Source organism: Plantibacter sp. T3 (assembly GCF_902506515.1).
GTDB classification, from domain to species: Bacteria; Actinomycetota; Actinomycetes; order Actinomycetales; family Microbacteriaceae; genus Plantibacter; species Plantibacter auratus.
The window spans coordinates 3,559,549-3,574,390 of record NZ_LR733286.1 but is presented as its reverse complement, the minus strand read 5'-3'; the positions used below and the strand labels follow the sequence as shown (position 1 = coordinate 3,574,390).

Here is a 14,842-nt window from a genome sequence, read left to right as displayed (position 1 = left end):
GTGTCGGCGGGGTGGGGGACACTCGGGGGATGCCCCACAGACGATGCGTACAACCCGGGTGCGACGCCGCGGCACCGGTCGACGCGCCCGTCGCGCTCTGCGAGGATCACCTGGCCCTCGCCGCCGACTGGGCGGAGCGCCGCTGGGGTGTGGTCGACGCCCTGCCGTCGCCGTGCATCATGTGCGGCTCGCGGCTCGGCCGTCACTACCCGTCCGCGTGGTTGTGCGCCGCGTGCGAGTGGCGGCAGGGGGACGTGCCCGACGACGACCTCGCCCGGCCGCGGATCGACGTCGTCTACTACCTCCGTCACGGCGACCGCGTGAAGATCGGCACCACGACGAACCCTCGCCAGCGGTTCGCCGCGATCTGGCATGACGAACTGCTCGCGCTCGAACGCGGCGACCGGCACGTCGAGCGTGCGCGTCACGAACAGTTCGCCCGCGAGCGCCTCGAACGCTCCGAATGGTTCACGGGGTCACCCCGACTGCTCGCCCACATCGCCTCGGTCGCCCGCGACGTCGACCCCTGGGACCTCTACAGCCGCTGGCTCAGCGAGGCCGCGGCGCTGCGTGGGCGATAGCCCCTCCGGTGGGCACCACGCGCGGGGTACGCTCAGCGCGTGTGCACTCGAATCTTCTGGAACGACAACGCGGTCGCCAAGACGGTCAGCCGCTGCATGGACTGGTCGGAGAGCGACGAACCCGAGCTGTGGTTCGTCCCGAGCGGTACCGACCGAGGTGGCACGGGCGACGCCACCTCGCACCGGTGGACCTCCCGGTACGGCAGTGTCGTCACGAGCATGTGGGGGATGGGGACCGTCGACGGCCTGAACACGGCGGGCCTCGGAGCACACGCGCTCTACCTCGACCCGGAGGACGTGACGTTCGCCGAGCCCGACGGCCGTCCGACGGTCTCGAACGCGCTGTGGGTGCAGTACCTCCTCGACAGCTACGCCTCGGTCGCCGAAGCGATCGCCGACATCGACACCGTCCGCATCACGTCCCCGATGTTCCGCGGCCTGCAGATGGGGATCCACATCGCGATCGAGGACGCCTCGGGTGACTCCGCGATCATCGAGCCGATCGACGGCCGGCTCGTCGTCCACCACGGCCGCGAGTTCACCGTGATGGCCAACTCGCCGAGCCTCGACGAGCAGATCACCAACCGCGACCGCTACCGGCCGTTCGGCGGCGAACTGCCGCCTCCCGGCGACATCACCTCGGTCGACCGGTTCGTGCGCGCCTCCTACTTCCTCCACTACCTGCCGGAGCCGGCGGACACCGTCGAGGCGGTGGCGGGCGTGTTCCAGCTGATCGCGAACGTGTCGGTGCCGTACGGCGCGCCGTACTCGACGGGCGACGTGTACCCGACCTGGTGGCGGGCCGGTGCCGACCTCACGAACCTGGTCTACTACTTCGGCTCGACACGGAGTCCGAACATCTTCTGGATCGAGCTCGACGAACTCGCGGACGTCGGTGAGGTCCGTCGCCTCGACCCGCGCGACCCGAGCCGCGTCGGCGACCAGACCGCGGAGCTCGCGCCGGCGACGTTGAGCTACTAGCCGGGAAGGCTCAGAGCACCGCAGGCGATACCCGACAGGAGTCGCGCTCGACGAGGTGCACCGGGAGGACCGTGCTCCGGCGGTATCGCGCGTCGGGGCGGTCGAGTCGGTCGATGATCCGTTCCGCAGCGAGTCGGCCGAGGGCCTCCGGGTCCTGCGTGATCACGGACACCGAGGGTCGCAGGAGCTCGGCCAGCGGGAAGTCACCGAACGCGACCAGTGGGAGCGGTTGCTCGGCGAGTGCGGGCAGCAACGCCATCGTGCAGACGGCGTTCGACGAGAAGAGAGCAGTCGCCTGCGAGTCGATCGCCGCCAGCGCACGCGCCGCCCCTTCGCGGGTCGCCGCACCGAGGGCGATGAGCTCCTCGTCGGCGGGCAGCCCGGCTTCGGTGAGTGCCGCCCGGTACCCGCGCAGCCGCTCGGCGGTCGTCGGGAGGGCCAGCTCGTCGCCGACGAAGGCGATCCGGCTGTGGCCGTGCTCGACGAGGTGGGTCGTCGCCGCGAACGCCCCGCCGAAGTCGTCCTGCGTGAAGGCGTCGGCAGCGAGCCCGCCTGGCGCGCGGTCGACGAACACGAACGGCGTCCGCGACGCCCATGCACTCAGCGAGCTCTGGTCGTCGCCGATCGGCGCGAGCACCACTCCGGCCAGCTGACGCCGGAGCATCGGCTCGAGGACCGCGCGCTCGCGGTCCGGGTCGTCGCCGAGGCTCGTCACGAGCGTCGACATGTCGTGATCGCGCGCCGTCCGCTCCACCGCACGCGCGATCTCGGCGAAGAACGGGTCGACGATGTCGGGGACGGCGACCCCGATGACCGACGGGCGGCCCGAGCGGAACGCCGTCGCGAGGGAGTTCGGCACGTAGTCGAGCTCCCGCATGATCGACTCGACCCGTTCTCTGGTCGCCGGGAGGACGTGCGGGTCGTCGTTGAAGACCCGCGAGACCGTCTTCGCGCTCACGCCGGCGGCAGCGGCGATCTGGCGCATCGTGGCCATGCTCGGGTCCCTCCCGTTCGGTCCTGCCGGATCGGGTCAGCGCGCGGTGTAGCCGCCGTCGATCGGCAGCGAGACGCCCGAGATCATGCCGGCGGCGTCACTCAGCAGGAAGGTGATCGGGCCGGCGATGTCGTCCTCGGTGGCCCACTTGCCGAGCGGCATCGCCTCGAGGAAGGGACCTTCGATGTCGGGGCGGCCCCAATACCAGGCGGACATCGGCGTCATCACGACCGTCGGGTTGACGGCGTTGACCCGGATGCCGTACTTCCCGAGTTCCAGGGCCGAGACCCGCGTGATGTTGTCGAGCGCGGCCTTCGACGAGCCGTAGGAGATGTGGCCGGAGAGGGCGACGAGGCTCGCCTGGCTCGAGACGTTGACGATCGCCCCGCCGCGCTCTTGGCGGATCATCTCGCGGGACGCGTACTTGGTGACGAGCAGCGACCCGCGTGCGTTGATGCTGATGACCTTGTCGAACACGTCGATGTCGGTCTCCTGTGGGGAGGCGATCTCGCCGCCCCAACCGCCGGAGTTGACGACGCCCCAGATGTCGCGTCCCTCGATCGCGTCGCGGATGCTGTCCTCCGAGGTGAGGTCGAAGGGCAGCGGTTCGGCGCCCGTCTCGGCGGCGATGGCGTCGAGGTGCTCGACGTTGCGACCGGAGGCGATCACCTGCGCGCCCGCTGCCACGAGGTGGCGGACGGTCGCGCCGCCGATGCCGCCGCTCGCTCCCGTGACGAGGATGGTGCGGCCGTTGAAGTCAGTCATGAGGTGGTCCGATCGACGTGATGAGGCCCGTGCGTCGGTGCACCGGGTCGGGAGCATCATAACCACGGAATGGCAACCATGTCACCCGTGACATGGATTTCACCAGCAGATCATGACACCGGTGACATCCGGTGTTGACACATGCATCCCCTGGACCTACCGTGAGTCGGGCGACGGCGCGTCCGCGACCGGTCGGCTCCCAGGAGAGGTCAGGCATCACGATGAGCGGCATCACGATCGGGACCGACCTCGACGGCCTCATCGATCACGCCCGTTCGCTCGCCGCCACCGGGTCCCGCCGGATCCTCGGGATCGTCGGTGCGCCCGGTGCGGGTAAGTCGACCGTCAGCGACGCGCTCGCCGCCGCGCTTGGCGACCAGGCCGTCATCGTCGGGATGGACGGCTTCCACCTCGACAACGCCGAGCTCGTCCGCCTCGGGCGACGCGACCGCAAGGGCGCGCCCGACACCTTCGACGTCGACGGCTACGTCGCACTGCTGTCCCGCCTCGCGCGTGCTGGACGCACCGCCGATTCTCCGGGCACACCGATTTACGCACCCCGGTTCGACCGCTCGCTCGAGGCGTCGATCGGCAGTGCCGTCCTCGTCCGCCCCGAGGTGCCGCTGGTGATCACGGAGGGCAACTACCTCCTGTTCGACGACCACGGCTGGCAGGGTGTCACCGCGCATCTCGACGAGTCCTGGTACGTCGACGTGGACGACGAGGTGCGCCGCGACCGACTCATCGCCCGACGCCTCGGTCACGGCCACCCGCTCGACGAGGCCGAAGCCTGGGTGCTCGGCGTCGACGAGCCGAATGCCCGCCTGGTCGACGCCACCAAGCAGCGTGCCACCCGCATCGTCACGCTCGACGCGTCGACGCCGGTGGAGACCGAATCCACCCACGGCACCTGATCCACCCTGCAGCCGCAGCACGCTCGACCTGCACCACCCTCGACCTGCACCACCCGGAACCCGCTCACCGACGAGAAGGCACCACATGACCCAGCTCTCCGACGCCGCCCTCACCGCTCTCGACGAGCAGGTGGCCGTCCCCGCCTACGACCGCTCGGCCATCCGACCCGGCATCGTCCACTTCGGGGTCGGCGCCTTCCATCGTGCGCACGGGGCGATGTTCGTCGACCGCGTGCTCGGGCTCCCCGGCGACGAACACGCGTCCTGGGGACTCGTCGGCGTCGGCACACTGCCCGGTGACGCCGCCATGCGGGACGCGCTCGGCGCTCAGGACCGGCTCTACACGCTCGTGACGACGAGTCCGGACGGCGAGGTCGAGGCGCGCGTCGTCGGATCGATCGTCGAGTACCTGTTCGCTCCCGACGATCCGGAAGCGGTCCTCGCGCGGGTGAGCGATCCGTCGACGCGGATCGTGTCGCTCACGATCACCGAGGGCGGCTACGGGGTGAACGATGCGACCGGGGCGTTCGAGCCGAGCGACGGTGCGACGCTCGCGGACCTCGACGGGCTGCCTGCGGGGGCGCTGCCGCAGAGCCCGCTCGGGTTCATCACGGCGGCCCTCCGTGCCCGACGCGACGCCGGTGCGGTTCCGTTCACGGTCATGTCGTGCGACAACATCCAGGGCAACGGGCACGTCGCCCGGACCGCGATCCTCGCCTTCGCCGAGCGCATCGACCCGGCGCTCGCCGCCTGGATCGCCGCCGAGGTGCGGTTCCCGAACTCGATGGTGGACCGCATCACGCCGGCGACGACGGACGAGCAGCGCGCGTTCGTCTCCGAGCGGTTCGGGATCGACGACCGCTGGCCGGTGCTCTCGGAGTCGTTCGAGCAGTGGGTGCTCGAGGACGACTTCTCGGACGGCCGTCCGCCGTACGATCAGGTGGGCGTGCAGCTCGTGGAGGACGTCGAGCCGTATGAGCTGATGAAGCTCCGGTTGTTGAACGCTTCCCACCAGGCGATGAGCTACCTCGGGCTGCTGGCGGGGGAGACGTACGTGCACGACGTCTGCCGTGACGAGCTGTTCTCGCGGTTCCTCCTCGGGTACATGCACGAGGAGGCGAGGCCGACGCTCGCGCCGGTCCCGGGGATCGACATCGACGCGTACTGTGCAGAGCTGATGCGCCGGTTCGGCAGTGAGGCGATCAAGGACACGTTGGCGCGGCAGATCGTCGACGGCTCGGAGCGCATCCCGAAGTTCCTGCTCCCGGTGGTCCGTGAGCAGTTGCGGACCGGCGGCGGGATCGCGCGCTCGGCGCTCGTCCTCGCAGCGTGGAGTCGGTTCATCGAGGGTGTCGGTGACGACGGGCGGGAGCTTGCCCCGGTCGACCGGCGGTTGGCCGAGTTGCAGGCAGCCGTCGCGCAGGAGGCGGAGCGCCCCGGCGCGTTCCTCGACCTGGAGGTCGTGTTCGGCGACCTCGGATCGGACGCGCGACTGCGCGAGGCGTTCATCGCGGCCCGTGCGCGGCTGGCGGCCGTCGGTGCGCGGGTGGCGGTGGAAGAGGTCGTCGCCGCGGGGTGACCCTGCGGCGGTCGGACGGGGCCTTGACGGCCCTTCGGCCGGTTGAGGGGGCGCTCGGTCGCTGCGTCGTTCCCGTCCTCGAGTGCTGGTGGTTCACGTCTCGGTCCTTGAGCTTGTCGAGGGGCAGGTTCAACGGCTGTTCGTGTGCCCTTCGACAGGCTCAGGGACCGGGGTGGCCGGGTTGTCGAGGACGGCGTCGGTCGCTGAGCGTGTACGAGGCATGGTGGTTCCCGTCTCGGTCCCTGAGCTTGTCGAAGGGCAGGTATGACGGTTCGTCGTGGGCCCTTCGACAGGCTCAGGGACCGGGGTGGCCGGGTTGTCGAGTAGGGCGTCGGTCGCTGGGCGTGTCCGAGGCAGTGTGGTTCCCGTCTCGGTCCCTGAGCCTGTCGAAGGGCAATGGGGCGGTTCCTCGTGGGCCCTTCGACAGGCTCAGGGAACGGCGCCCCGGATGCGGAGCCTGCGTTCGGCCGGCGGGCGTGTCGAGACGTCATGGTGTCCCGTCTCGGTCCCTGAGCTTGTCGAAGGGCAGGTATGACGGCTGTTCGTGGGCCCTTCGACAGGCTCAGGGACCGGGGTGGCCGGGTTGTCGAGTAGGGCGTCGGTCGCTGGGCGTGTACGAGGCAGGGTGGTTCCCGTGTCGGTCCCTGAGCTTGTCGAAGGGCAGGTATGACGGCTGTTCGTGGGCCCTTCGACAGGCTCAGGGACCGGGGTGGCTGGGTTGTCGAGTAGGGCGTCGGTCGCTGGGCGTGTCCGAGGCAGGGTGGTTCCGGTCTCGGTCCCTGAGCTTGTCGAAGGGGGGGTCCCGTGTCGGTCCCTGAGCTTGTCGAAGGGTGGTTCCCGTGGCGGTCGCTGAGCTTGTCGGAGGGCAGGCGGGTGTGCAGGCAGAGGGGTGCCCCGGGTTCAGGCGGCGAGGTGGAGGCGTCCGCCTCGGATGGGGGTTTGGTGGCGGTCGATGTGGCTGGGTGGGATGAACCAGGGGACACCGTTTTGGATGGTGATGGTCCAGTGGTCGTCGTGGATGCGGTGGTGACCGGTTTCGAGGGTGTCGTGGTCGGCGCGGATGATGACGGTGACGGGGGTGAGTTCGGTGGCGGCGCTGCTGCAGCCGGCCAGGTGTCGGAAGGTCTCGGTGAGGGCGATGGCGCGTCGCCGGTCGGTGGGGATGAGCGACGGCCCGTCGGGCATGGGGTTCCCGGACCCGTCGGGTTGGTCGGCGGGGTCGGCCGTGTCGGGGTGGGTGAAGTGGGGTTTGCGGTGGGTGGCGGCGATGAGGGCGTCGAGGCCGGCGCGGATGAAGGCGGCGCTTTCGGGGGCGAGTTCGGCGCGGAGGAGGGTCATGCCGGTGGGGAGTTCGTGGATGGTGCAGCGTTCGGCGCGGCGGAGGAGTTCGTCGCGGGGTTCGCGGCCGTCTTGGTCGAGGCGGGTGCGGACGAGTTTCGCGATGCGGGTGACGTCCTGCAGGGGCGCGTGTGCAGCGTGCTCGATGGCGATGACCGACGCCGCCTGGAGTTCGGGTTTGGTGCAGATGCGGCTGGCGTTGCGGAGCTCGCGGACGATGACCGCGGCACCGTCGACGCTCAGGGGTGCCGGAGGGCTGCCGAGGGCAGCCGACGCGTCACCATCCGTGGTGGCCGACGAGGATGACCCGCTGGGTCCGTCGGCCGGGGCGGTTGTGGCGTCGGAACCGGGTGCCGGTTCGAGGGCGGCAGCGACCGCTGGGAACGGGCATTCCTCCAACTCGCCGAGCAGCCCGCGCGGCTGGGTGATCGCGGCACCGACCTCCGCGATCGCTGCGCCGCGGGCGCGCGCCACCCGCCACCGCTCGGACACCATGACGCCCGGGTTCGCGTAACCGGCGGCGCGCACGAGCGTGCCGTCGCGGCGGGTGGGCGACGGGCGCAACGCGATCGCGCCGACGACGCGGGCAGCGAGGACCTCGACCGCGTGCTGCACGGCACCGAGTTCGTCCAGGACCCGGAGGACCGCCTCGTCGTTCATGTTCTCGAGCTGCTCCGCGACACCGGAGCCCGGACGGATCGCATCGAGCGCGCCCTGCCAGACCGCATCGAACCCGGCCGCGGCGGCGGCGAGCGGGTTCGGTGCGGTGCTGGTCATGGATCCATCCAAACACGGACCACTGACATTCGAACGTGCACCGAATCGGTCCCTGATCTGGGAGTTTTATCCGACACTTGATGTTTGCTCGGGGTGCCCTTCGACAAGCTCAGGGACCGGCCGTGACACGGTCGCCGAGCCGGTCGAGGTGCGAAGGGGGAGGTTGTTCGTGGGCCCTTCGACGGGCTCAGGGAACGAGTCTCCGCAGTCGTCGAGGTGCATTGCGGAAGGGATCAGTGAGAGCGTCCGCAGGACCAGGGGTTCAGCGCTCGGTCGTCAAGTCGGTCGAGGTGCTCGCCGATGGTCGCGTTCGGACGTGCGGCCGGACCTCACGCGAAGACGAAGTAGAACGACAGGTGGAGCGTCAGGATGAGGTGCATGGTCGTGAACCGGCGACGGAGCCACGCGAGCAGGAGGCCGAGTGCGAGCATGCTCAGTGCCGGGAGCGGGTTCGGCACGAGCCCGAATTTGTCGGGGAGCAGGATGACGTGTCCGAGGGCGAACAGGACGGCGACGACGGGGATGACCGCGCGCGACGGCAAGCGCGCGGCGAGATGGTGTTGCAGGAGTCCGAAGGTCAGGTAGTCCTGCCAGAACACTGAGACGGTCATCCAGAAGATGTAGAGCAGCACCGGGAACTCGAGCTCGTAGTGCAACGGCAACGCGAGTGCGAGCACGACCGGGATGACGTACAGGAACCGCTGCCGAGACGGTGCGAAGAGTTCACGGGTGTGGGTCTGCTGCAGGATGGCGATGGCGATCACCAGGAGGCCGGCGATCAGGGACTCGAGGAACACCACGAGGGTGTCCTCCTGCACCGCGAGACGGACGGGGCCTCGGTCGGTGATGCCCGGGGTCAGGCACCACAGGGCGAACCACGCCGCGGCTATCGCGAGTGCGGAGAACAAGCGGAGGGATTGGCGCGAGGGGGCGTTTTCGACGGTCGACATGGCAGTCGATATGTTAGCAGTGTTATTTCAGATGCAAGGCAAGGGGGATCGCAACCGCCCGAGGCGGCGGCGGAGAACGAGCCGTCGTCGTGGGGTAGTCGTCACGATCGAGGAGGGGTTCGGAGGCCCTTCGACAGGCTCAGGGAGCGAAGGTGCACGGTTGTCGACGTGCGGTGGGGAGGGTACTCGGAGGCCCGTCGACAGGCACCGGGATCGGGCTGCCGCTCAGCCGAGCGAAGCCGGGACGAGTCGGAACCCGCCCTCGGCGACCGGCTCGAGCCGCAGTTGGAAGAGGCCGTCGATCACGAGGTCCGCATCGAGTTCGTGCGCCTCGTGCGTCCCCGCGATGCCCACCGTCCAGCAGCCGGCGGCGCGCGCTGCGGCGAGCCCGGCCGGTGCGTCCTCGAACACGACGCACGGCTGCGAGTCCATGCCCAGCCGGGTGCGGCCGAGCAGGAACGGTTCGGGGTCCGGCTTGCCCTTCGTGACGTCGTCGAAGGTCACGACGACCGCCGGCCGCACGAGCCCGGCGGCGGCGATCCGGTTGGCGGCGATGAGCCTCGTGCCGCTCGTGACGATCGCCTTCGCGTCGTCACCGAGCGCCGCGAGCGCCTCCGCCGCCCCTGGGAGCGCGATGACGTCTGCGACCTCGTCGGCCTCGATCTCGATGATCCGCGCGAGTGCTCCGGCGACCTGCTCGGGCGGGAAGATCGCGGCGAGCACCTGGGCAGCGGGCTGGCCGTGTCCCGCGGCGAGCAGGTCGCCCTCGAGGCCGTACTCGCGGGCGAGTTGCGCCCATGACCGGTTCACGGCCGGCGTCGAGTCGATGAGGGTCCCGTCGAGGTCGAAGAGCCCGGCGGCGAAGACCTGGTCGAAGATCGGTGCGGAGGCCTGGATGGTCCGTCCGAGACCGAGCGCGCGTTGGACGGCGGCGAGCTGCTGCGAGGTGGACAACGCGGCTTCGATCGACAGGTGCTCGATGGCGGGCGGGGTGTCGGTGGACGGGTCGACGATGTGTGTGTCCCGCTCGGCACCGCGTTCGGCGCGGCGAGCCGCGAGCGTGGCGGCATCGGCGTGCAGCCAGACGACCTTCGGGACGACCCCGGCCGCCTCGACGAGCGCGTCCCATTCGGCGCCGCCACGGAGCTCCGCGGTGAAGGGTGCGACGAGTACCGCGCCGACGCCACTGTCGCGCTGGTCGGCGAGGACCGCTCGGAGGGCCGCGTACCGCGCAGGGCGCATGGTCGGGCGCAGCTTCGCATCGTTCCAGTGGAGTGGTTCGGCGCTGTCGGGATCGCTCACCGCGCCGAGACCGTCGAGCAACGGATTGGTGATGGTGTCGAGGTCGAGGAGCGGGAGTCGGAGGGCTCTGGCGAGCTCACGTCCGAGGGTGGTCTTGCCGCTTCCGGCTGCTCCTGCGACGACGACGATCACGCTGACTCCTCGATGATTCCGGGGTGGCGACCCGCATCCGAGGGGTCTGAACGCCTCTTCGATGCGAGTTCCAAATGAATTTGATCTCTTTCAGACAACGTTGCTTGACAACGTTGTCGGTCTGCGGTCAGTATAGGCGCACGAAGGAACGACGGGGTTCTGCAGCTGCACCACCCCGACCAATGACAACGCTGTCAGGAGGTGGAGCCCATGGGCACCTGCAACCCCGCGATCACCGCGACCAGTCCGATCCGGACACGTGCGCACGTCCCGTCGCTCCGGACCGGCTGCGACGTCCGACCCGTTCCGCTTCCCGTCAGGGGGACCCGCTGATGCGGCCGCCCGGGATCAAGGATGTGGCTGCGCAGTCCGGCGTCAGCATCAAGACCGTCTCGCGGGTGGTGAACGGCGAACCGTCCGTGCACCCCGAGACCCGAAGCCGCGTGCTCGAGGCGATCGATCGCCTCGGGTACGTGCCCAACACGGCCGCCCGTTCTCTGAAGTCCGGCACCGGCGGCGCTATCGGCGTCCTCATCGACTCGCTCGCCGACCCGTTCTTCGCCTCGCTCGTGAGCGCCATCGAGGCCCGTGCGCTCAAGGAGGGCCTCAGCGTCCTCGTGGCGAGCACCGGGCTCGACGAGGGGCGCGAGCGCGACCAGCTCACCGGGTTCATCGCCGGCCACCAGGTCGCCGGCGTCATCATCGCCCCGGTCGCCGCGGAGCTGCCCTACCTCGAGGCGTTCCGGAACGTGACGCCAGTCGTCGCCGTCGACCGTCCGCTCGCCGCCTTCGACAGCGTCGTGGTCGACGACTACGCCGCCACCCAGCTCGCGATCCGCCAGTTCGTCGAGCTCGGCCACACCCGCATCGCCTTCTACGACCGGGACGAACGCTTCCTCACCATCCGTCGGCGCTACCAGGGCTACACCGACGTCCTCGCCGAGGCCGGCATCGACCTCGACCCGTCGCTCGTCTCCTGGACCATCGACGGCTCGCTCGACTACGCCGCCGAGACGGAGCGCCTGCTCGGACTCGAGGACCCGCCCACTGCGTTCTTCGCGTCGAACGCGAAGGCGGCGATCGGTCTGACGACCTCCCTGCACCGCATCGGGCGGGAGGGGACGGCGCACATCGCGTTCGGCGACTTCACCCTCGCCGACGTCCTGCGACCGGCCGTCAGCTGCATCAACCAGGATCCGTTCGTCATCGGTACCGCCGCGATCGAGCGACTCCTCGAACTGCGCGAATCACCGGCCGACGAGCCGCGCGAGTGGGTCGTCCCGACCTCGCTGGTGTCGCGTGGTTCCGGGGAGATCCCCGGCCCGGCACAGCGTCACACCGTGGACGCGCGTACCGCGTCCACCACGAGCATGGTCGGAGGACCAGCAGCATGAGCACGACCCAGCCCACGAGGCTCGCCCAGCCGACGCGACTCGCGCCGAACCTCATCGAGCACTTCTACCGCGGCGGCGACCGCATCGCCGGCCTGCGCGGCATCGAACAGCAGAGCGAGTTCCAGCCGGAGGAGTGGCTCGGGGCGACCGTGAGCCGCGCCGACCAGGAGCCCGGCGGCGCCATCGGCCTCGCCCGCACCGTCGACGGCGTCCTCCTCCGCGACCTCGTCGCGGCCGACCCCGCGCACTGGACCGGAGCGGGACCGGACCACGGCACCCACGCCGCCGACACCGGCATCCTCGTCAAGCTGCTCGACGCGCGTCAGCGGCTCCCCGTCCACGTGCACCCGGATCGGGCGTTCGCCGCCTCCCACCTCGACTGCGCCTACGGCAAGACGGAGGCCTGGTTCATCCTCGACGCCGAGCCCGGTTCGGCCGTCCACCTCGGATGGAGCGAGGACGTCGACCCCGACGAACTCGACCGTCGTCGTGACGCCCAGGACAGCGAGTGGATGCTGTCGCACATGAACCGGATCGTCGTCGAGCGCGGCATGGGCATCCTCGTCCCGGCCGGCACGGCCCACGCGATCGACGGCGGCATCTTCCTCGCGGAGGTGCAGGAACCGACCGACCTCTCCATCCTCCTCGAGTGGTCGGTCACGACCTCGACGCGCGACGAGTCGCACCTCGGTCTCGGATTCGAGACCGTGATGGGCGCGGTGTCGACGACGGCACTCCCGCAGTCCGAGATCGAACACCTCGTCGTGCTGCACGACCTCGACGCCCGCACGGACGCGCCGGTGTCGCTGTTGCCCGAGGCCGCCGACCCCTACTTCCAGCTCTTCGCCGTGGCGCCCGGCACCGATGGCAGCGCACCCGTGGACGCCGGCTTCTCGGTGGCCCTCGCGCTCACCGGCGCAGGCGCACTGGTCTCTGAGACCGGCGCCGAGGCCGTCGAGTTCTCCGCCGGAGAGGTCTTCGCCGTCCCGGCCGGGTTCGGGCCCTGGACCGTCAGCGGCTCGGGCACCGTGCTCGCCGCCGGCCCCGGTGCGGGCTGGCCGGCGACCCTCGCGTCGGGAGGCATCCGATGACGCCACCCCTCGACGCAGGACCCACGATCACGCAGCAGCTCACCACACACCACCGCCTCGAACGGCGGTACGACAGCCACCACACGCCGGACCCGTCCACCGGGGCCGGCTGGAAAGGAACGAGAACGACATGACGACTCCCGTCTTGGAGGCCAGAGGCCTCACCCGGCAGTTCGGGCACGTCCGCGCCCTCGACGAAGCGGACTTCGAGGTCTACCCCGGCGAGGTCACCGCCCTCATCGGCGACAACGGGGCGGGCAAGTCCACCCTGGTCAAGGCACTCTCCGGCAACCTCGCGGTCGACAGCGGTGTGATCAAGTTCGAAGGCGAACCGATCACCCTCACCTCGCCCATGCAGTCGAGTGCGCTCGGCATCGAGACGGTCTACCAGGACCTCGCCCTCGCGCCCCACCTCGACCCTGTACAGAACGTCTACCTCGGCCGCGAGATCATGCGGCCCGGCCTCGGCGGGCTGCTCGGCCTCATGAACGTCAAGGAGATGAGCAAGCAGTCGCGGCACGCCTTCGACGAACTCGGCGCGACCGTCCGCTCACTCACCGACCCGGTGGGCGCGATGTCCGGTGGGCAGCGCCAGGCGATCGCCATCGCCCGCGCGGTGCACTGGGCCAACAAGGTCGTCTTCCTCGACGAACCGACGGCCGCCCTCGGCGTCCGCCAGACGAAGAACGTGCTCGAGACGATCCGCCGGGTGCGCGACAAGGGCATCGCGGTCGTCTTCATCAGCCACTCGATGCCGCACGTCATGGAGGTGTCCGACCGCGTGCAGGTGCTGCGGCTCGGCCACCGCGCGGCGACGGTCGATACGAAGGACACGAACATGGAAGAACTCGTCGGTCTCATGACCGGTGCCAGCACGAGGAACGTCGCATGAGCGCGGTGAAGCAGGCCGAGATGGGGCCGGAGACGACCGCCATCGAGACGGCCAAGGATCGGGAGACCCCGATCAGGAAGCTCTTCAAGGCCCAGGCCTTCCAGATCTTCATCGTCCTCCTCGTCGTCATCGCGATCTTCTCCGCGATCGCGCCCGACACCTTCGCGCAGCTGTCCAACCTGCGGCTCGTCGTGCAGAACGCCTCGATCCTCGCGGTGCTCGGCGTCGGCATGACCTACGTCATCATCACCTCCGGCATCGACCTCTCGATCGGATCCGTCCTCGTCTTCTCGGGCGTCGTGTCCGCGACGACGATGCGGGCCATGGGCGGCGACGACTGGGGGACCGCGATCGTCGGCATCATCGTCTCGATCGGCGTCGGCATCCTCTGGGGCACGTTCAACGGCATCCTCATCTCCAAGGCGAAGGTGCCGCCGCTGATCGTCACCCTCGGTAGCCTCGGCATGGCGCTCGGCCTCGCCCAGATCCTCACCGGCGGTGTCGACATCCGCGAGGTGCCGTCGGTCCTCACCGACTCGATCGGGTACGGCAACATCTTCGGCGCGGTTCCGATCATCTCGGTCATCGCCCTCGTCGTCGTCATCATCGGTGCGCTCGTCCTCCACAAGACGAAGTTCGGCCTGTACACCTACGCGGTCGGCTCGAGCGAGGAGGCGGCACGACGCGTCGGCGTGAAGGTCGACCGTCACCTCATCCGCATCTACGCGATCTCCGGAGGCCTCGCTGGTCTCGCCGGCATCCTGTCGCTGTCGCAGTTCGGCACCACCGCGATCGCCGGTCAGTCGCAGACGAACCTGAACGTCATCGCCGCGGTCGTCATCGGTGGCACCTCGCTCTTCGGCGGCTACGGGACGATCTTCGGCACCGTCGTCGGTCTGTTCATCCCCGCCGTCCTCCAGAACGGCTTCGTCATCACCGGCGTGCAGCCCTTCTGGCAGCAGGTCGCGGTCGGCGCCGTCCTCATCCTGGCCGTCTACGTCGACCAGGTCCGCCGTTCCTCCGCAGCCCGCGGTGGGTCCACGAGCTTCTGGCGAGCCCTCGTCAGCAGGAAGAAGAAATAACCCCTTACACAGATCAACACCCCCCGCACCATCCCAGTAGTCCAGCAGTTCAAGAGAAACGGGTAATCAC

At 69.6% G+C, this 14,842-nt stretch carries 13 protein-coding genes; 8 read left to right on the top strand and 5 right to left on the bottom strand.

The annotated features are described in order from the left end of the window. Positions 1-29 precede the first annotated feature (29 nt). The gene (locus GV015_RS16865; protein ID WP_079706975.1) at positions 30-581 is read left to right on the top strand and encodes a GIY-YIG nuclease family protein; all 552 of its coding nucleotides are present in this window, start codon (positions 30-32) and stop codon (positions 579-581) included. A 39-nt stretch (positions 582-620) separates the two neighbouring features. Next, a complete protein-coding gene (locus tag GV015_RS16860) occupies positions 621-1,562 on the top strand; it encodes a linear amide C-N hydrolase (RefSeq protein WP_079706976.1) in 942 nt (313 codons plus the stop codon). 10 nt (positions 1,563-1,572) lie between these two features. Here the strand turns inward: GV015_RS16860 and GV015_RS16855 are convergent, their stop codons facing one another. Further along, the gene (locus GV015_RS16855) at positions 1,573-2,556 is read right to left on the bottom strand and encodes a LacI family DNA-binding transcriptional regulator (protein ID WP_159879509.1); all 984 of its coding nucleotides are present in this window, start codon (positions 2,554-2,556) and stop codon (positions 1,573-1,575) included. A 36-nt stretch (positions 2,557-2,592) separates the two neighbouring features. After that, positions 2,593-3,321, bottom strand: coding sequence for an SDR family oxidoreductase (locus GV015_RS16850; protein WP_064296395.1), 729 nt, complete (start codon positions 3,319-3,321; stop codon positions 2,593-2,595). A 221-nt stretch (positions 3,322-3,542) separates the two neighbouring features. Between GV015_RS16850 and GV015_RS16845 the strand changes: the two genes are divergently transcribed. Together GV015_RS16845 and GV015_RS16840 are read left to right on the top strand one after the other, a co-directional pair. Continuing rightward, positions 3,543-4,235: a nucleoside/nucleotide kinase family protein gene (locus tag GV015_RS16845; RefSeq protein WP_159879508.1), complete on the top strand. Its 693-nt coding sequence runs from the start codon at positions 3,543-3,545 to the stop codon at positions 4,233-4,235. An 85-nt stretch (positions 4,236-4,320) separates the two neighbouring features. Further along, the gene (locus GV015_RS16840; protein WP_159879506.1) at positions 4,321-5,814 is read left to right on the top strand and encodes a mannitol dehydrogenase family protein; all 1,494 of its coding nucleotides are present in this window, start codon (positions 4,321-4,323) and stop codon (positions 5,812-5,814) included. Positions 5,815-6,714: 900 nt separating this feature from the next. Here GV015_RS16840 and GV015_RS16835 read toward each other — a convergent pair. The 3 genes from GV015_RS16835 to GV015_RS16825 all read right to left on the bottom strand — a co-directional run bounded on the left by GV015_RS16835 (position 6,715) and on the right by GV015_RS16825 (position 10,313). Beyond that, positions 6,715-7,929, bottom strand: coding sequence for a DUF222 domain-containing protein (locus GV015_RS16835; RefSeq protein ID WP_159879504.1), 1,215 nt, complete (start codon positions 7,927-7,929; stop codon positions 6,715-6,717). Positions 7,930-8,258: 329 nt separating this feature from the next. Beyond that, positions 8,259-8,879: a type II CAAX prenyl endopeptidase Rce1 family protein gene (locus GV015_RS16830; RefSeq protein ID WP_159879502.1), complete on the bottom strand. Its 621-nt coding sequence runs from the start codon at positions 8,877-8,879 to the stop codon at positions 8,259-8,261. 225 nt (positions 8,880-9,104) lie between these two features. Beyond that, positions 9,105-10,313 carry an HAD-IA family hydrolase gene (locus tag GV015_RS16825; RefSeq protein WP_159879500.1) on the bottom strand — a complete coding sequence of 403 codons (1,209 nt, stop codon included), beginning with the start codon at positions 10,311-10,313 and terminating at the stop codon, positions 9,105-9,107. A gap of 356 nt (positions 10,314-10,669) precedes the next feature. Here GV015_RS16825 and GV015_RS16820 point away from each other — a divergent pair, with 356 nt between their 5' ends. The 4 genes from GV015_RS16820 (at position 10,670) to GV015_RS16805 (ending at position 14,772) form a co-directional block, all read left to right on the top strand. Next, complete coding sequence (locus GV015_RS16820) at positions 10,670-11,707, top strand: LacI family DNA-binding transcriptional regulator (protein WP_159879498.1); 1,038 nt, start codon at positions 10,670-10,672, stop codon at positions 11,705-11,707. After that, entirely contained in the window at positions 11,704-12,798 is a 1,095-nt protein-coding gene (locus GV015_RS16815) for a class I mannose-6-phosphate isomerase (RefSeq protein ID WP_159879496.1), read from the top strand. The genes GV015_RS16820 and GV015_RS16815 overlap by 4 nt, the downstream gene beginning before the upstream one ends. 130 nt (positions 12,799-12,928) lie before the next feature. Continuing rightward, positions 12,929-13,690, top strand: a complete 762-nt coding sequence (locus tag GV015_RS16810; protein WP_079707372.1) for an ATP-binding cassette domain-containing protein — start codon at positions 12,929-12,931, stop codon at positions 13,688-13,690. Beyond that, on the top strand, positions 13,687-14,772 hold the full coding sequence (locus tag GV015_RS16805) for an ABC transporter permease (RefSeq protein ID WP_079707371.1): 1,086 nt from the start codon (positions 13,687-13,689) through the stop codon (positions 14,770-14,772). The genes GV015_RS16810 and GV015_RS16805 overlap by 4 nt, the downstream gene beginning before the upstream one ends. The last annotated feature ends 70 nt before the right edge of the window (positions 14,773-14,842 follow it).